The sequence below is a fragment of the Fimbriimonas ginsengisoli Gsoil 348 genome, from assembly GCF_000724625.1.
GTDB classification, from domain to species: Bacteria; Armatimonadota; Fimbriimonadia; order Fimbriimonadales; family Fimbriimonadaceae; genus Fimbriimonas; species Fimbriimonas ginsengisoli.
In genome coordinates this window covers 3,404,988-3,423,597 of record NZ_CP007139.1, presented here as the reverse complement: position 1 = coordinate 3,423,597, position 18,610 = coordinate 3,404,988, and the positions used below count along the sequence as shown (strand labels likewise).

Genomic DNA, 18,610 nt, shown 5'->3' with positions numbered 1-18,610 from the left:
CGTTGAAAGCGAGATCAACCGGATCGACTAAGTTTGCTCCTCTGCTCATGCGATTGCACAGCGTGTCGACATCTTCCTATAATTATCGGATCGAATATTGCCATTTTCGGCACCGTGAGATCGGGAGTTGTGGCTACTCAGTGCAATTCTTTACCAGTCCTGCCAAGAGACGACCAGCCACTGTGGCATTGCAACGCCCATACTTAAGGCGAGTACTTATTCCATGAACGAAGAAACTGCGAGATCAATCCAGACCATAGCTGCCGTTGGGGGCGTATTGGCCACTACTTTCGGCCTCCTTTTCATCTACCTCCAGATTCGAAGCGCCGCGAAGACGGCTAGGGGTCAGAACACCATGTCTTTTCTCATGGGCGATCAGTTTCGCGCAGTGAGAGAGGCGGAGCGGATAGCGGCGGAGGGTGTTTTCGATCCAACAGACCACGTCCAATTGGACGCGGAAACCGTACGGCTCATCCTTAACGACCGCCATCTTCGGGAGACCGTCAAGGCGAAGCTGAATTTATACGAGGCAGCGTGCTGCGCGATCGTGCACAAAGCTCTCGACGAAGCGATGTACCGAGACTTCGCGAACCGAGCCGTTCGAATGATCTATTGGAAATATTACGCATACATCGAGACATCTCGACTGGAAACCCAGAACCCAACTCTCTACGGAGAATTTGAAATGATCGCCAAAAAGTGGGACAGAGAGAATTCCTTCAGCCATCACTTCTTTACGAAAGATGGCGAGGTCGTTCGAGGCAAGAAATATGACGACCTCGCGTTACTTCCTAGATAGCTTCAGCCCTTCGCTATGCTGATCTGGGTCGATTGAAGAGGAATCGTCGCCCAATAAAGCGGAGACTTTCGCCTGGCAGTTTTACGGGACGCGCACCGGGCGCTCAGTCGCGGCCCAGGCAGTCGCCCAGCACAGGTCCCCCATCATGTTCACTGCGGAATACTGTAAATCGGTATGAGCGCCCGGGAGATCGTTCACGTGGACATGGACGCGTTCTACGCGTCGGTGGAGCAGCGCGACGACCCGAGCCTGCGCGGCAAACCGGTCGTCGTCGCCTGGCGCGGGAACCGTTCGGTGGTATGCGCGGCCTCTTACGAGGCGCGGAAGTTCGGGATCCGGTCGGCGATGCCCGCGGTCACGGCGGAGCGCCTGTGCCCCTCGGCCACCTTCATTCCACCCGACTTCACCCGGTACCGCGCCGTGTCGCAAGCTTGCCGCGAGATCTTCCGGCGGCACACCGAACGCATCGAGCCGCTTTCCCTCGACGAGGCGTACCTCGACGTGACGGGAAGGGAGAGCGGCCTAGAAGCCGCCCAAACGATCCGAGCCGAGATCCGCGAGGAGCTCTGCCTGACTGCTTCCGCAGGGGTGGCGCCGAACAAATTCCTCAGCAAGATCGCCTCCGATTGGCGCAAGCCGGACGGTCTTTTCGAAATCCGTCCGGAGGACATCGACGGGTTCTTGGCCCCGCTGCCGGTCGGCAAGCTCCCCGGCGTGGGAAAGGTGACCGAGGAGAGGCTGGAGCAGCTCGGGCTCCGGCTAGTCGGAGACATCCGGACGTACGGGCTCCCCTTGATGGAATCGCAGTTCGGCCGATCCGGCCGCCGGCTGTATCAGCTCTCGTGCGGCCACGACGAGAGCGAGGTGGTCAGCGACCGCCCTACCCAATCCATCTCCGCCGAAGACACCTTCGCCACCGACGTCTTCCTGCGCGACACCACCCCCACCCTCATCCGCCTGGCCGAACGCGTGTGGCATATGGCGGTCGAAGAAGGCCGCCCCGCCCGAACCGTCGTCCTTAAGCTCAAAACCAGCGACTTCAAAATCCTAACCCGCAGCCAAACCCCCGGCTCCTCCATTTCATCGGGCGAAGAGCTGATCGACATCGCGTTGGCCCTTTTGGAACGGGTCGAACTGGACCCAACGACCACCTACCGCCTCGCCGGCGTCGGCCTCAGCAACTTCCTCGACCCACAACCACACGCGGCGCAGCCAACGCTCTTCGACTGGTGAGTTTGGCCCGCGCTAAAATCCTCCATGACCAAGACCCCGGTTTGCAGAATCGACGGCGTCGTCGCGACGGAAGCCAACCAGGCTGTAATCTTTCGGCGCGGCCCCACCAAGTGGTGCCAAATGCTGGTCTGGGACCTCAATACGGATGTCGTAACCCCTGGCCAGTGGCTGACCGGAAGGGTCTATACGAAACGATGCGACGTCAGCCCGGACGGGCGCTACTTAGTTCTTGCCGCAACGAATTATTCAAATCGGCATCGGAAAAGGAATCAGGCTCCCACGCCTGACGAGTGGATGACCGTGGGATGGACGGCTATCAGTCGCCCACCTTATTTCACCGCGCTCGCCCTTTGGTTTACGGGCGGAGCTTGGAATGGCGGCGGGATCTGGCTCGGCAACCGAGAGGTGGGCGTCAACGACTTTCGACATTGCTGGCACGAAGCCGTTAAGCCCGCGAAGGAACTCAAGGTACGACAACTCGATCTGCCCCCTTCAGAGGATGAACCGATTTTCACCCTTCGGCTAGAGAGGCATGGTTGGCAAACGATGCGAAAAGAAGTCACCGTCGAAACCAATCCGGACTGGAGAAAGAAGGCTCAGATGCTTTGGAGCGCCGTGAAACGCCCCTCAACCTTTGACGAAATCGAGTCTTGGCTGCGAAACATCGAGGAGGCGATGCCGAAGCCGAAAACCAATGTCACAGGGATTCTTGAAAAGCGCGTGCCCAGCGGGCTCCTCAGACGGGAGCATTCGTACAACAGCGAACAGTGGAGCCTGATCGACGATTCTGGGGTGGAACGCCGGAGTTGGAAGCCGCGAGGAGGACACCCTCATTGGATCGATGTGGATCGGCGCGGCCGGATCGTCTTTGGCGAGATGGGATGCCTTTGGGCGTGGAGCGACTTTCCGGATGGAGAACCCACCCTCATCGCCGATCTCAACGCAAACACTTTCGAGTCCGTCCCACCCCCTGATTGGGCAACCAGGTGGTGATGCCAGAGCAATCCCTCGAAAAGCAGTCGCGACCATACTGAACCGATTGTCATGCGAAGCTGCCTGATCGTTTCCGCCCTATTTCTCTCGCTCGGACTCACCGGCCAAGGCAACGAACGGTCGCTTCTTGCCGAAGCCCGGCTCAAGGCCTCGGATGACACTACCGCCAAGCCGGTCGGTTCGGCGGTCGAGGTAACCGTCGCTCCCGGTAAAAACGACTACCCAGGCGTCGGCTTCGCGCCCCCAAACGGGGCTTGGGACCTCTCCCGGTTCGGGCATGTCGAGGCCCGGCTGGTCAACACCGGGGCAAAGCCGATCATACTCGCCCTGCGGGTCGATAACGCCGGGAATTGGCAAGACAACCCTTGGAACACCGAGAGCATCACCCTCGAACCGGGGCAAGCCAGCACGGTGCGGACGATTTTCGGCTACCAATACGGGCAGAAGAAGGGATACAAACTCGACCCCTCCAAAGTGTCGAACGTGCTCATCTTCACCACCAAGTCCGACGCGGCAAGGTCGTTCCGAATCGAGTCGATCGTCGCCGCCGGTCCGGCCCACGAAACCCCGCCCGTTGCCCTCGACGACCTTCGCACCAAGCCTACGGCCGGAGTGATCTTCGACCTGAAGACCTCGCCCAACGTCGCCTTCGAAAGCGGAGACAAGAACGGGCTGACCTTCCCCGCTGGAAAGCCGGACGCCATCGCCAGGATCAAACCGCGGGCCGGAAGGTGGGATCTGCGCGACTACACCGAGGTGCACGTAACTCTCCGCAACTCGGGGAGCGTCCCTGTCGTGCCGCGCGTCCGACTCGAGTCCAACGGTGGCGCGGGCGAATGGCGGACGGTCGCCAAATCGATGGATCCAGGAGCCGAGGCCGAGATCGTGGCGCTGTTCGGACACCCTATCGACGTGACCGGCGGTGCGCCGTCGGACCTCATCACCAGCGACGCGGTGAGTGCGGTGGCATTCTCGATCGTGCCATCCGGTCAGGACGCCCATATCCAGGTGACGCGAATCGTCGCCGTGGCGAAGCCCGCCGCGATCCCGGCTTGGCTCGGCAAGCGGCCGCCGGTCCCCGGCGAGTGGGTTAAAACACTGAACCAGGAGTTTGAGGGGAACAAGCTCGACACCTCCGTTTGGAAGGTCACCGGCGAGAACTACTACGACAAGCAGACCCACTGGTCCAAAGACGACGTCATCGTGAAGGACGGAATGTTGCGCGTGCGCTACGAGAAGCAAACCGGTTTCCACAACGACGATCCAAAGCGAAATTCCACCCCCTACGCCGCTGGATACCTCGACACCTATGGCCTATGGGCGCAACGCTACGGCTACTTCGAAGCCCGCATGAAGCTGCCAAAGGCGCCCGGCCTTTGGCCCGCGTTCTGGATGATGCCGGACCGCGGTTCGAAGGCAGGCCCCGAACAGTGGAAGCGGTCCGACACCGGGAACGGCGCGATGGAGTTCGACATTATGGAGCACCTCACCCGGTGGGGAGCGCACCGCTACAACATCGCGATGCACTACGACGGCTACGAAGCCGCTCACAAGGCGATCGGGTCGGACAAGGTGTATGTCGAAGCCGACAAAGACGGGTTCATCATCTGCGGCCTCCTGTGGACGCCTGGTGAAGCGGTCTACTACTGCAACGGACGCGAACTGCTCCGGTGGAAGAACCCCCGCATCTCCAACGTTCCTTCCTACCTAATGTTCACCCTCCCCTCCGGCGGCTGGGACAACGACGCCGTGGACGACGACCGCCTCCCCGCCGATCTCATCGTCGACTACGTCCGAGTCTGGCAACGCAAAGACCTCGCCTCCCCCGGCGACGGCAAACGAATCGACCCGTAGCGGGCGGAATGCGCGGCGATGCTACCAACGGCAAACGGCAAACGGCCGAGGGCGGCGATGCGGGGCTTCTGCCCGGCAGAGGACTCGGATTGCCCTACCGGCTTTGTCCATACTTTCCATCACTCGATCTGCATGTGCGACAAGGTCTGCGCCGTGCCGTGGATGGCGGCGATTTCGCCGGCGTTGAGGCCGACGTTGGTCTTGCCGAGGATTTGGGAGATGGAGCCCGCAGTCAGCTTGGCGAACTGTCCTATCGTCGAAACTCCGGCTTTCCGCAGAGCGGAGGTGGCGGCGGGCGGCAGCTCCTTCATGCCGCTGATGTCCACGCTCGCCATGTCTGAAACTCCCGCGGGGGCGCTGACGGCGGCGGCGAGCTGTCGCGAGAGGCCGGTCGTGGATTGAAGCGCGCTTGCCATGCGCCCGGAGAGGTCGTTCAGGAACTGCGTCGGCGACTCGTACTTTGCGTTGGCCGGCAATACCGATAGCGCCTGCTGCAAGGTCTGCCCGTTGCTGAGCTCGAGCCCGCCGAACCGCTCGACGAGCACGTTCTTGTCCACCCCCTGACGCACGGCTTGGCCGAGCTGGCGATTTTCCGTGATCGCCCTGGCCACCGCGCCGGCGCTCGTCACTCGGCGGTCGACGTTCGCGGGCGTGCTGACGTCGACGGCGGGGAGGATGACCACCCCCTTCGACGTGTTGAACAGGCTGACCGCCTTGTCTTGATAGATCGTCGTTCCGAGGTAGTTCAACAGCGGATCTCCTTCTGTTCCGGGCGGCATGGGACCGGTGAAGTTAGGCGGGTTGACGCCCGGGCCAACATTGATGCCCACTTGAGGTCCATATTGGTAGCCGCCGTAGTAGCCGGGCAGGTACCCGCCCACCGACGGGCCGACGACGGTCGGCCCCTTCACCGTGCCCGCAATGTCGTTGTCGATTCGGTTCAGCTCGGACGCGATCTCGTCGAACATCTTGCGGAGACTCGCCCGCATGTCGGCCATGCAGTCGACGGCGGTAGCCAGCTTGGCGCCGAGCGAGTCGAGGTCGTGCTCGATCTGGTGAAGGCGCATGTTAAAGCCGTTATCGTCCGCCGATTGCCCGGCTTGCACCAGGTCTTCGCCGTCGACCCAGTCTTTATGGACGAACGTTCGGGCAAAGGGGGTGGGGACGCAATCCGGCACCGAGGCGGGAAAGGCGGTCCCGTACGAGAACGACCGGCTGAGGGTCAGGTAGTTCTGGTAGATCCAGTTGCTGACGAGGATCTTGGCGTCGGCATCGCCGATGCCCGCGTCCCTTACGGTCTCATACACTTGCTCGGCGCTTACGCCGTTGATGGTGAGGGTTTCTGCCATTTTGCTTCCCTTATCGGTTGTTAGCCTTCTTGATAGATGCCGCGTAGCCGCCGGCGGCGGAAACTACGATACGTTCGGAAAACGGTCGGTTTCAGGGGTAGCGGAACGCCGTTTCCGGCGAGGTCTACGTGCTTTTGTCGAATCGAGTAGGTGTTGATCTCCACCCCGATCGGGCAAAGATGCTCCAGGGTGTTCATCAGGAACTCGTATTCCTTGAGAGTGATCGTCTTGCCCGCGGGCAGGTCAATCTTCACCTCGTACGGATCGGCCAACCCTTGCCGTATGTAGCCGAGGCAGACGAGTGCCAACGCACCGGCGTGGGTCGGCTGGAGCGACGTGACGCTCCCCAGCGCCTTCACCGTTCCTTGCCCACCCAGGGGGACCGCGTACCACCGGAACCCGCTGGTGCGGCGCTCGCTCAGGTTCACGCCAACCTGCGGCAGGCCCAGCACGCTTACCACGACGAGCACCTGACCGGTGTTGGTCACCAGCGGAACCGCCGATGCCAGCGAGTGCTTGGTAAACAAGGCGGCGAGATCTCGCAATGCGGTCGCCCCGGCCGGTTTGCCGGCCAGAATGTCGGCGGCGAGCGGCGCGGGCAGGGTCACCGTCACGAGCATGTCCGCCGGAACGCTTTGCAGGTTCACGATGAGCGAAGCCGGGTTGGCGATGGCGGGAAGCCCGGCCGAGGCGAAGACCTGCTGAGCGGGAGCATTCGGCGCTTGGGCGATAACCTTTCCCCACGCCGTCAACGCCGCCGCGGCGCTCAGCTCCGTCCAGGCGGTGTGGCCGGCGGCTGTCCAGTCGGCCGCCGACGCATGCAGCCCCGCAAACAGCGCGGCGTTCATCGCCGGGTCTTCGGGCGGGTAGAAATGCGCCTCGTAGTTACCTGCCGCCCCCATCGCCACGGTTGTGGGGCCGTCAATTTGGAGGCCTAGCGTCGGGAGGTGGGAGATGTAGAGCGAGGTCGCCGTCAACCGGTGAACGGTCTGAAATCCGCATGCCTTGAGGAGCCAGCTCCCATCCGGATCGGCGGCGCCGGATGCGGGAGGCATCGCTCGTGCCTGCGCGATCAGCGCCTCGGCCTCTTGGTCGCCGGTCGGCGTCCTTCCCAGATTGTTCGTCCTCGCCACCAGGTCGTTCAGATCCGCGGCCGTAAAGGAGGCGATATCCACCCCAAGACCTAGCTCGTATCGGCTGCCGGCGGCGGCCGTCTGGGCCCTCTGAATCGCCGGCTTCTTGGCGAACCCTAACGCTTTCAGAACTCGGCCAAGGCGGTCGAGCGCAGTCGCCAACATCGGAGCCACCGCAGCATCCGCCGGATAGGTGTAGGCGCTTCGCAGCCGGGTTCGTAACGCCGACACCTGGTCTTGGGTCGCTTTGGGAATGTAGCGACCGTTGTGCGCGGTGTTCGCCGCCGCGGAGTTCGGAATCCAGATGAGAACGTCGCTTCGCACGTAATTGAGGAAATTCGTGCGCGGCGTCGCCGATCCGACGCCGACGATCCGGAAGGCGAGGGCGAACGGATTGTTCTCTTCCTGAATCTGGAATCTGGCCGTTAATCCAAGACCCGAGAGCAACCCGGCGTTAGGATCGCCATCGCCCCCATCGCCATTCAGTGTTTCGTTAAAGCGCGCCCGCGAGCTCAACAGGAATGGCCGATAAAGCGCGAGCCGACGAGCGAAATCGCGGTCGGATTCAAGGGTGGGATTCCCGGCTCCGTCCTTAAGGACCACGGTCAGCACCTCTTGCTTGACCGGATCGTAAGTGAGGTCGTCTTGGAAACGAAGCACTCCGAGGCTCGCCCCGATTCGGTCCAACGCGTCGCGCCGAGCGCCGGTCCGCAACTTCATCGCGGCGAGCTCGCGGGCCTGACGCCGGATCTTCGCCTTCTCTTGCAGAAGCGCAAAGAGCATCTTGCCCACGTTCCCCTCGATCATTTCGAAGCGAAAATACTTCGGCAGGTCGGCAGGTGCGATGGCGACCGGCGCGCCTCCCTCGGGAACCGTTTTCGCTTGAAGCGCCAGCGTAAAGCCCGGAATCGAATCGACTCCCTTTGCCACGTTGGGAACATAGATCGCAAGCGCCGCCCCCGATTCAGAGTAGCTCTCGAACCGGCACGTTGGTAGGGCAGCGGCGACTCCGTCGGGATCGACCACCGTATCCAGCACAATCGATTCGGTTTCAAGCGACCCGTTGAGCACGGCAAGAACCATCGGCCGCCGGGAAGTCCAATTGACGACCAGTCTCCCCGCGACCGTAGCGGTGAGCGGCGTGGTGATGGCGCCTCCTGCGAGCGGACCGTGGAGGGAGCCGAGGACGTTCTCCAGGGAAGCCGATCGGTATTGGTCTGGGTCGATTCGAAGGCTCATGGGTTCACACAATAAGGAGCGGGATCGGGTTGTCGATGTCGACGAAGACCGGGATCTGGTTCGTTTGAAGCTGCACGTTCTCTCCGCAGCCGAGGGTTTCGTAACTACCCGCCACCACGGCTTGGTCGAAAGTCATGCTGCCGAGATCGCGCGGGTATCGCCGGAGGGCGAGGTCCTTCACATCGGCGACCCCCGGCTCGTTCATGATCGTCCACACGATCTCGGACGCCCGAACCGGCTCGCCGAACGGGAGCTCGTCGATGTAGCGTCGAAGCCGGGTGTAGATTCGTTGCCGCAACGCCTGGGCGGCGGCGGAGTCGTTCACCGTTTGAGAAGACCCGGTGGGCAACGGCAATCCCTTCACCACGAGATTTGCCGAAACCCCAACTCCGACCTCCACCGCTTGCTCGACCGACGGGAAGATCCCGATCGGGCGCAGGTCTTCGATGGCGCTTTGGACGTGGGTCAACAGACCATCGGGTCCATCCCAGATGGCGTGGATCGTCGGGGCAACCAGGACGGTGAAGTAGTACGGGTTGCCGAGATCGCGTTCTCCGTTGAACACCCGCTCGATGAAGTTGAAGTTTCCGAAGATCGACTGGTTGATGTCTAACCCGCCGCGCCCGTCGTACACCTGCACCTGGCGAACACCGGGAACGAGGGAGACCGCCATCTGAATCGCCTGAACCGTCCAGATCGACCTCGGCGCTTGGAGAAGCAGTTGGCGGTACCGTAGGTCGGGCCATTGCAGCTCACCCCCGGTGAGCGGAGCCGTGTGCTCGATCTTCACCAGCGGCTGCCCGGCCGAGGCTTCCGCGTCGACGAGCTCTTGGAGAAGCGCGTCGGCCTTATTCCATCGGTCGATTTTCTGAGGATGTCCCCCGCCACCGTCCACGACGTTAGGGTCGAGGTTATGACTCGGGCCGGGATAGAACGCCACCACCGGCACGTCCAAAACCGCTTTACTCGGGGTCAGCGTCACGCTTACGTCGGTCGCGACGTGGTGCCCTCCGGGGGTGGAAAGACGGCTCCCCCGCGGGATAGTAAGGCTCGCCATTCCATTCGGCAACGGCGGCAGAAGGGTGAGCTTGATCGACCCTTTGGCTTCGAGATAGGGGCGCGGGAGCCCAAGGTCTTCGCCAATCCGGCTCAGGGCTTCGCCGGTGGCCGAGATCGCGTACATGTTGTCGTACACCGTTCCAAGCGCCGCCCAGGTCCGGGCATCTTCGAGTGCGGAGACCTCCAGGAGCTTGCGGAACACCGATCCAGTCATCAGGTCGACGTCGTCACCGAAAAGCCCCTTTGCCAAAGCGAGCTTCTCGGCCAGAAGCCGGGCGAAAGGCTTCGGCACGAAACCGGTGGTGGTAACGCCGAAGTCAGGCGATCCCGTGCTTCCGGTGACGGCGGAATCGATCGAAAGGACGGTGGTCAAATCCAGCGTCGTGGCAGTGTCAGACATTGAGCTTCACTCCTCCCAAATCCAAAGCCGATTGATCGCCCGAAACCGTCTCGAAAGCGACGCGAACGTTCAGGGTGCGCTTGGTGGCGATGTCCGCGTCCGCCTCCACATCCGCCGACAGCGGCCCGAGCCGGCCGTCCAGCAGCTTTACGTCGAGGATCCGGCGCACCCGGGGGTCCTTATTGAGCAGCGTAATGACGCTCACGCGGACCCGCTCCCGAACCATCATCGGGTTCGATTCTTCGACCATAGCGTTAATGCCGTCGAATCCGAAATTCGTGTTGAACGGGTCGGCGGAGAGTCCCGTTGTCAGCGCGACCGTCAGGTCTTGGCCAAGGTTCGACAGCCCCTTAACGATCGCCAAATCGCCGTCGGCGAAGACGATGTCTTGCCCGATGTCCATGCCCGGATAAACGGGGGCGCAGGCGGCTCCCCATCCCAGGAGCTTGTTCCTCACCAATTCTTGAGTTGCGTCGTCGAGGGGCATCTTCTTAAACCGCCTTCAGTTTTTGGTGGCCGACGTCGGCAACGGAGATGCTGGCCCCGGAAGGGGGCGGCGTTCCGTTGGTCGTGCCGCTAAGCGAATCGAGCACCACCGGCTTGCCACCGACGGTGAGCTTGGTTGCCGTCCCGGTGGCGGTTGCGACCGTAGCGCAGGTGAGGGACGAAGTATTCGGATCGGTCGGGTTGGTACACCCGTTCACCGTCGCGCCTTGGATTCCGGCGAGAAGCAGCACTTTGGCTCCGCCCACGGAAAGCTTGGCGTCGCTTGTCAGGGCGATCTTCGCGCCGTGCGCGCATTGAACGGTGCTATTGACGGTAAGTACGTAAGGCATAGTTTCCCTATTGAATGTCGACCGTCTTCCCCATGAGGACGATGTTGCCTTCACCGGCGTCGAGGGTAATTCCCTTCCCTTTGATCAGGATCGTTCCGTCTTGCTTCATCACGATCTTCGCGACCCCTTCCGCATGCTCGATCGTGATGCTCCCCTTGTCTGAGGCCATCGCCGGGCGGGTACCGGCGGGGGTCTCTTCGCCGGATTTCGGGACCCGCACGGTCAGAGATCCGACTTCGAGCACCCGATTTCCGTCCGCGTCGATGAGGTCGTGAGAGGCTTTGCCGGTGTAAGGCGCGATCGCGTCGTCACCCGTGGCCTTGTCGCGTTTGCTCTCGTCGATGCCAACCGGGAGGCTTAGCCAGTAGTCGCCAGGATTGGAGTCCGGTCCCTTGCCGCTGTCCCAAATCGCACCGACGTCGATCGGCTCCTGCTCGAGCCCTTTCCGGTGAGCCACCACCACTCGCATTCCGGGGTAACGCGGTACGACCAAGCCGCACTTACCCCACGCAAACGGGGTTGCGTACGGTAAGTCCATGCGAACCGGGTTCTTCTTGTTCGAAGGGAGGCGCCGGGTGCCATTGGGGTTCTGGTCGACCGATTGCAGACCCTCCCAAAGCGACTCTGTTTGCGAAGGCACATCGTCGCTTGCCGTCTTGGAGGTAAACGAGCGGATCTGCCCCACTTCGATGGTCTGAAGGTTCGCCGTCCAAGTTTGCAGTTGTTCTTTGAACGCTCCCGCCGCCTCGGTCCCTCCGTCGGCGGAGGGCGAGGCGTTCTTCCCCGGTGCGTTGGCGTCGGAATACACGTCCCAAGGCTGAGTCGGATCGGTCAGCCCAACCCCCTTCACCTCGGTGTAAAACCCCCACGCCTTCCCTTGCCGATGCTTTACCGAGGAGACGGCCATCGAGACCGCTGAATCGGACAGGGAGTCGCTCATCGTGGGAAGCAGCGGAGCCGCGAAAGCTCCGGCGAGGGCCGAGAGAAGGCTCGGCACCGTTTTGCTGTCGTCCTCTTTGGGAGGATCGAACCGAACGATGTCGCCGGGCTTGATGTCCGGCCGCCCTTTGAGAGTGATCGTGTAATGGGTTTTCTGGGCCTGTCCAGACGGGTCGGGAGCGGTCGGATCGTCGTCCGATGATCCATCCACCGAGACTTCCAAAAATCCGGCGGTGGCGGTCAGGTCCTTCGGATCGCCGTCGAGCGGATACGGGCGGGGGCCCAGGTAAATCTTGCCGTCTCGAACCAGCAACATCCCCCGACCGTGCTTGTTTAGGTTGGTTTCTACGGCGTTCGCGATGTCGCGGAGGATCGAGCCGTAGGTTTTTCCTATCGGGTACTTCACCTTCTCATTGCCGACGGTGCCCGCCGCGTCGGTCGTCATCCGCCCGCCCCCCTCGGGGTAGGTGGTGATATCTACCTTTGTTCGGGTGGCGATCTCCGCCGCGGCTTTTCCGTAGTCGTCGGCTTCCAAGGTTGCGGTCAGCAATTGAGACATCGCGCGGTACGCCCACTCGACGCAGTGGATCTCCGTGTCGTAGCTGAGTTCGCCGAGGGTCCGTTTGACTTTGGTGATGTAGAGAACCGAGACGATCGCCTTCTGAAGGTCGTCGGGCGAGAGGTCGCTCGAGATACCGACGAGATTTCCCAAATACGAAGCCGGCCCCGAGATCGCGTCGTGCCAGAAGAGATAGAGCTTGGCTACGACCGGATGGTTCGGCATCGCCTGAGAGATGAGGCCGTAATCGGAATCGATCAGCCCTTGGATCGTAAACGAGTACGAGCCACCGCGCAGGTCGTCCTGGAGCGTCGCGTCGATGCTGGCGTAATACTTGGAGCTGCTGAACGAGGCGACCGGCTTCGCCCCGATCGTGCCGTCGGCGGACGCGGTGTAGAACTCCAGGACCCAGCCGGAGTCGTTTCCGATCTTTACGTCTTTCGACTGTCCTAGGCTAAAGGGACTCACGGATCGCGTACCTCCTTTGAACGAACCGGGTGTCGATGACCCGAATCATCAGCCCCAGATCCGATTCGATTCGCAGAATCGGGATGAGGCGGTGCCACAGGAACGGATTGATTACCGGCGGTCCGAAGTTATCGACGGCCCGATTGGCGACTCTCCAGCCAAACTGGACGTACGATCCGAAGTCGCCGGGGCCGCGTACCGTGCCGGCATAGACGCGCCAATCGAGTAACGCTACTTCGATCGCGGCGCCCGTCGCCGGATCGCCGTCGTCGCGCAAGGTCCGCCGAGCGCCCAAGGCGAAGGGAGCGGTGGCGATCGTCGCACCCGCGATGGAAGCGGCGAACCTTAGAGCCGGCCTCGATACGCCGCCGATCTCTTCTGGAGCGTCGGTTGAATGCGGGGCCTTTTCATCCTCGCTCGTCGCCGCCAAGGCGGACGGGTCGGAATCCAGCCAAGGTTGAAGCAGACCGGTTGGAAGAACGATCTTTAGCCGGGTGTTCTTGGTGAGGTCGACGTAATGCGGCAAGCCGTTCACCATGTTCGAACGAACGATCTGGAAGTCGTCGGGGAGCACCGGCGGATCGGCGGAGACCAAAAGGCGAGCGGCAGGGTACGTCGGCATGGTTACTTTCCAAAATCGGAGAGGGCGCCGACGCCGACCGCGGCCACGTCGAGCAGCTTGCCCAAGAGGCTTGGCTTCGGCATATAGGCCAAGTTGATCGAGATGTCGAGCGCGTCCCGCTTTCCCGAGCTGGCGGTGAAGGTGAGCGACTGGACCTGCATATCCGTGCGGATCGTCATCGCGGTGATCAAGATAAGCCCACCCACAGCGCCGCCCGTCATGGCCGCCAGAGCCGAACCACGCTTGCTCGATTCGGCAATCGTTTCCAGCGCCAGCTTCCAAGCGAACCGCTCGGGACCTAACAGAGTGCCCGTCAGGGAGATCGTGTCGTCGTGGACCGAGACGATCGCCTTGACCGCGGTCGATCCGATCGGGGGGAGGTGGTAGGTCTCGGTTAGCGACATTTGGGTCACCGCCCATATCGGGATTGGGATGATTCCGTCGCTGATGATCGCGGAGGGGACGTGGAGGTAACTCTGATAACTTTCGGGCATTTTGCGTCTCCTCTATTTCGTCGTGGGCTTCGGCTTGAGCGGCTTGTTCAGGTTCTCCAGCCGAATGAGCGCCTGCTTGAGTCCGGCCGACAAGCCGTCCACCGATCCGCCGGCGTTCGTGATCACCCGGTCGATCCGGTTGTCTCGAAGGATCGTTCCGATCTGCTGCTGAATCTTTGGATCCGACACCTGCTCTTGGGTAAGTCCTTTGGTGAGCTTCTGGATCGCCTTTGTCGCCTTATCCAGCCGGGCGACCGCGTCACCGATAAGCGGGTCCTTCCCCATTCCGAACTCCCCTTTGAACGCCGCGGTATCGTCCGCGATGTTCTCGGGAAGGTTCTTCATGAGGGCGGTGACGGAGCCGAGCTCCTCCACCGAGAGCGCCTTGTTGTCGATGAGCCAAACCCGTCCGTTTCGCGTCACCCCCACCAAGTCCGTGCCGGGCAAGGTGACGTTGTAGTCCGGCGCTTTGAGCAGCACCAGCTTCTCGCCAAGCTGGAAGGCGGCCGTAAACTCTCCCAACATCCCGCGGATGTGAGCCACCATCCGCCGCCGGATATAGGCCCTCAGCGCCGACCTGGATTTTGCGCCGGATGCCTTGAACATCTCCTCGAGCACCTCGGGGTTGTCGCCGGCGAGTAGCTCGAGCTGGCGGTCTCCCGCAACCAGCTTTCTAAGGTTCGGAGATAGTTTTTGGAGCGCTTCGGTTCGTCCGGTCGCCTCGGCGGTTCCGGGCAACCGCTGGGAGCGAGCCCGTTCGAGGGAGAGCTGTTTGACCGCTTCTTCCAGCGACGCAATCTCCTTGTCGCTCATTCCCCGCGCCTTGGCGCGAGCCTTCAAGGCTTCGATGTTTCGTTTCTGGCCACCCTCCGTCTCGCTGGCGACGGCCCGCCAGAGTTCGTTTGGCGCGAGATCGGCCGCTTTCCGCATCGCCTTTCGCCAAGACAGCTTGAGATCCTTGAACTTAGCCTTGAGCACGGCGAGCATCTCGACGTGTCGCCCCGTGGGGAGCGCCTTCGCCGGCATCTTCACCGGATCGTCGTCGTGGGCGGTCAACTCGAGCTCGCTCTTATCCGGGAGCGGGATTTTGTTATTCTTGGCGTAGTCGCCCGGCCCGCTGATCGCGTCGACGTCCCCCTTCATATCTTTGAAGAGCTGGTTGAGCTGGCGGCCCGCTTCCTCGGGGGTCAGCGCTTCGGCTCCGATGACTTGGTCGACGATCTTCGCCGCTTGCTCCCGCCGCTCGAAGAGGCGGGAGATCCGTTCGGTCATTTCGGCAAGGTATTTGGCCCCGAAGCGCTCGACGGCGTGGGTCAGCAGCCTCTCGGCGAACGACTTCGCGGTGGCGTCGCTGGTCTTGAAGCGGGTTTTCACGGCCTCGCGCAGATCGCGCATCTCCGGATGCGAGTCGACGGCGGCCGAGATTAACTTGGGATCGATGTGGATCGGAGATTCCTTAAGCATCTACTCCAAGACCTCCTCGTACGGAACCTCGTCGTCCCCGCCCTCTACATCCGGCGAGCCGCCGTCGTCGTCGGCCGTTCCTTCCTGATCGAGAGATTCGAGGGCTCGAATCATGTCGAGGAAATCGGCCTGGTCCGCGTCGGGCGCTTCCGCCCCGCCGCCGGATCCAAAGCCAATGCTGGATTCGTTTTGAATCTCCTTCACGACCGGCGCGAGCGACTTTTGGATCACTTGGTCGATGACGATGTTGATCGTCAGCTCCTTTACGAACGCTTCGAGAAGATCCTTGACGGCGTACTCGGCCAGTTCCTTTGCAACCCGCGTGCCGACCGCCTTCGCCGCCATCTTGCCGATCGCTTTAGCCTCTCCCTTCAGCACGGCCCGCCCCCCGGAGACCAACCCTTTGGCGGCCGTTCCGGCTTCGGGAATCAGCGAGAGGACCAGCCCGAACCAGGCGACGAACAGGCCCACCTCGACTTCGGCGTGCGATAGGACGAGGTCGGGGTTGATGAGAGCGCCGTAAAGCCGCTTCTTCTCGTACGCCTTGGAAACTTCGTGCACCGCGAGCGCGCCGCCCGCCACGAACGCGATGAACGCACCGCCCGGCACGAGGACGCAGAGCAACACGAAGCCGGCCAAGATCCCAAACCCGATAATCGCGGCCTTCCCTTCTTCCGTGTCGAAGAGATAGTCCAGCCCGGTCGCGTAAAAGCTGTCGTAGAGAAAGGCGTCGTAGATCTGCTCATGCGCCACCCGGTGGATCCCTTGGAGCGAGTATTTCCCGCCGCGCACGGTGGCTTGAGGAATGTCTTCGCTGATGCTGCTTGCCTTGAAGGCGAACATCGGGTCGCGGTCGGCTTTGCCGCGCATTTCCTCGTTGTTGCTCACCATTTCCTTGAGGAGCGTTTCCAGCTCCCGCCGGATCGAATCGGTCCCTTTGAACCGCTTGACCGCATCGGGGGTGTCCGTGATCTGCTTCACCAACGGATCGATCCCTTCCGCGAGGCCGCGCCGCAAGGCGATCGCCTGTTCGAGATCGTCGATCGTCCACAGCACCCCGGTCGAACCCCGGATCTTGTCGACACCGCCGTCCTGCACGATCTCATACGCCTCACCCACCGAGCGGACCACGGCGCCGCCGATGAGCGACGAAACGAGCCTGCTCGCCGCCGCGTCCCATCCGGCGGCGGAAGCAACTAGGATGCCGCCGGAAATCTCTTGCGCCTTCTTTCCGTAGCCGTAATTTCTCAGCCGGGTATGAAGCTCGTCGAGCTCCGCGAGATCCGTAATCTGCGGCAAGATCCACTTTTCGAACAGCGGCGCGTATCGGTCGATGGCGTTCAGCCGTTTGTTGATTTGGTCTAGAGAAGTCGCCAAGAGTTGCAGGAGCATCGACCGGCAAGCGCCGATGAAGAGGTTGCCGACCGCCTCGTTCAGCTTCGAGCCAACATCGGAGAGGAACTTCAGCGACCAAGACTGGCCGTTGCCGCGAAGCGAGCCGTGGATGGTACAGCGGAAGGTGTCGCTGCAGAACACATCGACCGCGGTGGCCATGAGCTGCGAGATAAGCGGGACCGCGCCCGCCAAGTCGCGGATAGTGTCGATAACGGCCGACGACCCGGGGGCGAAGCTGACGGAGCCGAGGTTCCCGCTCTTACCGTCGGCCGCCTTGTTGTCTCCGGACGAAGACTCGGCCATGCTTTGGGTCGCGATCGCCTTGTCGTTAAGCTGACTCGCGGCCTGGTAGCAGAATTGACCTGCATAAACGCACTCGGAAATGCCGAGCTTCTGGGCGATCGCCTTGATCTGATTGCCGAGCAGCTCGCCCGCATCGCCGATCTCTTCCAGCGCCGGTTCGCCCCGAAGCGATCGGCACTCCATCGAAGGTCCGTCCTCGCCGAAGATCTCCTTCCAAGGATCGCGAGGCTGGTCGTCCGCCGCACAGCCGCAGCCTCCTCCGGTCCCGCCACCGCCGGTCCCCCCTTTGGCGCCGCCGGTCTGCCCTTCCCCACCAGATGATGAGCCGCCTTCGTTACCTCCGCTGCCGGACCCTTCACCCTTTTTCTTGGGAGGCTTCGGCCGTTTTACGACGGTGTCGAGGGCGGTAAGAGTCGCGCGGCCATTCCACTGTAGGAACTGCTCGTCGTCCTTCGTCATCCAGACGAAGACCTCGGAACTGCCGAGGGTCACCTTTACCGCTTTGGTGACATTCGTCTGTACGTTTTTCAGCGCGAGGTCGATTTCGTCGTCGACGCGCTTGCCGATCTTCTCCTGAAACTTGGTCGTCGTCATGCTGATCGGCTTTCGCGAATGGCGACGGAGGTTATCCTCCAGTCCGCTGCCCATCAGCTCCTTGTATTTCTTCTTCCGCCCCTCGTCGTCCGCGGGGACGTCGATGACCTCGGCGGTTCCCGGTCCCGGCGGCGGCGCGTAGAAGACCTTCTTGAACATCGGCGAGGCGTTTTCGCCCATAAAATCGAAGCGGGTAAATCCCTCAAATTCGAAAGCGCCGACAAGGTGAGCCATTGCCGGGCTTTCCGGATCGTCGCTGTCGATATATCCGTCGGTGATGAGAACATGCCACCGAATGCCCCCGCCCTTAACGAACCGGTAGATGACTCCTAGCGGGTGCTCGGGGCTCGCATCGTACGAAACACTCGTGAGGGCGAACCGAACCTCCTCGGTCATCGGCTCCAAGAAGACGTTGACGACGGGCACGTAATCGTAGAGGAGCGGATGCTTCTCGTCGACGACCTGGACGTCTTCGGTGCCACCGTCGTAACTGTCGAGGGTGTAGACCCCAGCGATAGGGAACGCCCGGAGGGAATCGAATGGCTCGGAAGGGTCGGGCGGAAGGACCGGAGGCACATTTGGCCCAGGACCATCGAGCAGGCCGTTTACGGCGGCGGCATCTTTGACGATGCGGGCGATCGCCTCTTCAAGCCGAATTCGATCTCGTTCGGCGACATCGATCCCGCGCCAAGAAAAGTTAGGGGCATGAAGGGACACCCCCAGGTAACCGCCCCGAGCGTCGAGGACCGATCGCCGGCTGTTCGCCATCGCCCGACCGACCGCGGCCGAGACGGCCTCTTCGATCCACTCGGGGTGGTCGGCGAGGGCCGTCCGGTCGATCCGGATCTTGGTCGGTACGCTGACGGAGACGGGCATC

General features: G+C 62.0%; 14 protein-coding genes. 4 read left to right on the top strand and 10 right to left on the bottom strand.

Annotated elements, in window-relative coordinates; all coding sequences use genetic code 11:
• The first annotated feature begins 223 nt into the window (after positions 1 to 223).
• The 4 genes from OP10G_RS15440 (at position 224) to OP10G_RS15425 (ending at position 4,879) form a co-directional block, all read left to right on the top strand.
• The gene (locus OP10G_RS15440; protein WP_084179367.1) at positions 224 to 799 is read left to right on the top strand and encodes a DUF4760 domain-containing protein; all 576 of its coding nucleotides are present in this window, start codon (positions 224 to 226) and stop codon (positions 797 to 799) included.
• Between the two features lie 174 nt (positions 800 to 973).
• The gene (gene dinB / locus OP10G_RS15435; protein WP_173425315.1) at positions 974 to 2,032 is read left to right on the top strand and encodes a DNA polymerase IV; all 1,059 of its coding nucleotides are present in this window, start codon (positions 974 to 976) and stop codon (positions 2,030 to 2,032) included.
• A gap of 24 nt (positions 2,033 to 2,056) precedes the next feature.
• The gene (locus OP10G_RS24800; protein ID WP_025229536.1) at positions 2,057 to 3,025 is read left to right on the top strand and encodes a hypothetical protein; all 969 of its coding nucleotides are present in this window, start codon (positions 2,057 to 2,059) and stop codon (positions 3,023 to 3,025) included.
• Positions 3,026 to 3,076: 51 nt separating this feature from the next.
• Positions 3,077 to 4,879 carry a glycoside hydrolase family 16 protein gene (locus OP10G_RS15425; protein WP_025229537.1) on the top strand — a complete coding sequence of 601 codons (1,803 nt, stop codon included), beginning with the start codon at positions 3,077 to 3,079 and terminating at the stop codon, positions 4,877 to 4,879.
• A 119-nt stretch (positions 4,880 to 4,998) separates the two neighbouring features.
• Here OP10G_RS15425 and OP10G_RS15420 read toward each other — a convergent pair whose 3' ends face one another.
• Genes OP10G_RS15420 through OP10G_RS27225 form a run of 10 tightly spaced genes read right to left on the bottom strand, consistent with a single transcriptional unit; the run spans position 4,999 to position 18,609 of the window.
• Positions 4,999 to 6,228 (bottom strand): hypothetical protein, encoded by a 1,230-nt coding sequence (locus tag OP10G_RS15420; RefSeq protein ID WP_025229538.1) that lies wholly within the window; start codon positions 6,226 to 6,228, stop codon positions 4,999 to 5,001.
• A gap of 20 nt (positions 6,229 to 6,248) precedes the next feature.
• Positions 6,249 to 8,600, bottom strand: a complete 2,352-nt coding sequence (locus OP10G_RS15415) for a hypothetical protein (RefSeq protein ID WP_025229539.1) — start codon at positions 8,598 to 8,600, stop codon at positions 6,249 to 6,251.
• Between the two features lie 4 nt (positions 8,601 to 8,604).
• Entirely contained in the window at positions 8,605 to 10,059 is a 1,455-nt protein-coding gene (locus tag OP10G_RS15410) for a baseplate J/gp47 family protein (RefSeq protein WP_025229540.1), read from the bottom strand.
• On the bottom strand, positions 10,052 to 10,546 hold the full coding sequence (locus tag OP10G_RS15405) for a GPW/gp25 family protein (protein ID WP_025229541.1): 495 nt from the start codon (positions 10,544 to 10,546) through the stop codon (positions 10,052 to 10,054). Before OP10G_RS15405 ends, OP10G_RS15410 begins: the two co-directional genes overlap by 8 nt.
• 4 nt (positions 10,547 to 10,550) lie before the next feature.
• Positions 10,551 to 10,895, bottom strand: a complete 345-nt coding sequence (locus OP10G_RS15400; RefSeq protein WP_025229542.1) for a hypothetical protein — start codon at positions 10,893 to 10,895, stop codon at positions 10,551 to 10,553.
• Between the two features lie 7 nt (positions 10,896 to 10,902).
• Entirely contained in the window at positions 10,903 to 12,861 is a 1,959-nt protein-coding gene (locus OP10G_RS15395) for a hypothetical protein (protein ID WP_025229543.1), read from the bottom strand.
• Positions 12,848 to 13,483, bottom strand: coding sequence for a hypothetical protein (locus OP10G_RS15390; protein ID WP_025229544.1), 636 nt, complete (start codon positions 13,481 to 13,483; stop codon positions 12,848 to 12,850). The genes OP10G_RS15395 and OP10G_RS15390 overlap by 14 nt, the downstream gene beginning before the upstream one ends.
• A gap of 2 nt (positions 13,484 to 13,485) precedes the next feature.
• On the bottom strand, positions 13,486 to 13,977 hold the full coding sequence (locus tag OP10G_RS15385; protein ID WP_025229545.1) for a hypothetical protein: 492 nt from the start codon (positions 13,975 to 13,977) through the stop codon (positions 13,486 to 13,488).
• Positions 13,978 to 13,989: 12 nt separating this feature from the next.
• A complete protein-coding gene (locus OP10G_RS15380; RefSeq protein WP_025229546.1) occupies positions 13,990 to 15,441 on the bottom strand; it encodes a hypothetical protein in 1,452 nt (483 codons plus the stop codon).
• A complete protein-coding gene (locus tag OP10G_RS27225; protein ID WP_025229547.1) occupies positions 15,442 to 18,609 on the bottom strand; it encodes a hypothetical protein in 3,168 nt (1,055 codons plus the stop codon). It lies immediately after the preceding gene.
• Between the last annotated feature and the right edge of the window lies 1 nt (position 18,610).

What these genes read in the sequence shown, in the direction of transcription:
- OP10G_RS15405 (WP_025229541.1), bottom strand. Translation starts at nt 10,546, where the DNA reads ATGCCCCTCGACGACGCAACTCAAGAATTGGTGAGGAACAAGCTCCTG.
- OP10G_RS15400 (WP_025229542.1), bottom strand. Translation starts at nt 10,895, where the DNA reads ATGCCTTACGTACTTACCGTCAATAGCACCGTTCAATGCGCGCACGGC.
- OP10G_RS15415 (WP_025229539.1), bottom strand. Translation starts at nt 8,600, where the DNA reads ATGAGCCTTCGAATCGACCCAGACCAATACCGATCGGCTTCCCTGGAG.
- OP10G_RS24800 (WP_025229536.1), top strand. Translation starts at nt 2,057, where the DNA reads ATGACCAAGACCCCGGTTTGCAGAATCGACGGCGTCGTCGCGACGGAA.
- OP10G_RS15410 (WP_025229540.1), bottom strand. Translation starts at nt 10,059, where the DNA reads ATGTCTGACACTGCCACGACGCTGGATTTGACCACCGTCCTTTCGATC.
- OP10G_RS15385 (WP_025229545.1), bottom strand. Translation starts at nt 13,977, where the DNA reads ATGCCCGAAAGTTATCAGAGTTACCTCCACGTCCCCTCCGCGATCATC.
- OP10G_RS15390 (WP_025229544.1), bottom strand. Translation starts at nt 13,483, where the DNA reads ATGCCGACGTACCCTGCCGCTCGCCTTTTGGTCTCCGCCGATCCGCCG.
- OP10G_RS15380 (WP_025229546.1), bottom strand. Translation starts at nt 15,441, where the DNA reads ATGCTTAAGGAATCTCCGATCCACATCGATCCCAAGTTAATCTCGGCC.
- OP10G_RS15425 (WP_025229537.1), top strand. Translation starts at nt 3,077, where the DNA reads ATGCGAAGCTGCCTGATCGTTTCCGCCCTATTTCTCTCGCTCGGACTC.
- OP10G_RS27225 (WP_025229547.1), bottom strand. Translation starts at nt 18,609, where the DNA reads ATGCCCGTCTCCGTCAGCGTACCGACCAAGATCCGGATCGACCGGACG.
- dinB (WP_173425315.1), top strand. Translation starts at nt 974, where the DNA reads ATGAGCGCCCGGGAGATCGTTCACGTGGACATGGACGCGTTCTACGCG.
- OP10G_RS15440 (WP_084179367.1), top strand. Translation starts at nt 224, where the DNA reads ATGAACGAAGAAACTGCGAGATCAATCCAGACCATAGCTGCCGTTGGG.
- OP10G_RS15420 (WP_025229538.1), bottom strand. Translation starts at nt 6,228, where the DNA reads ATGGCAGAAACCCTCACCATCAACGGCGTAAGCGCCGAGCAAGTGTAT.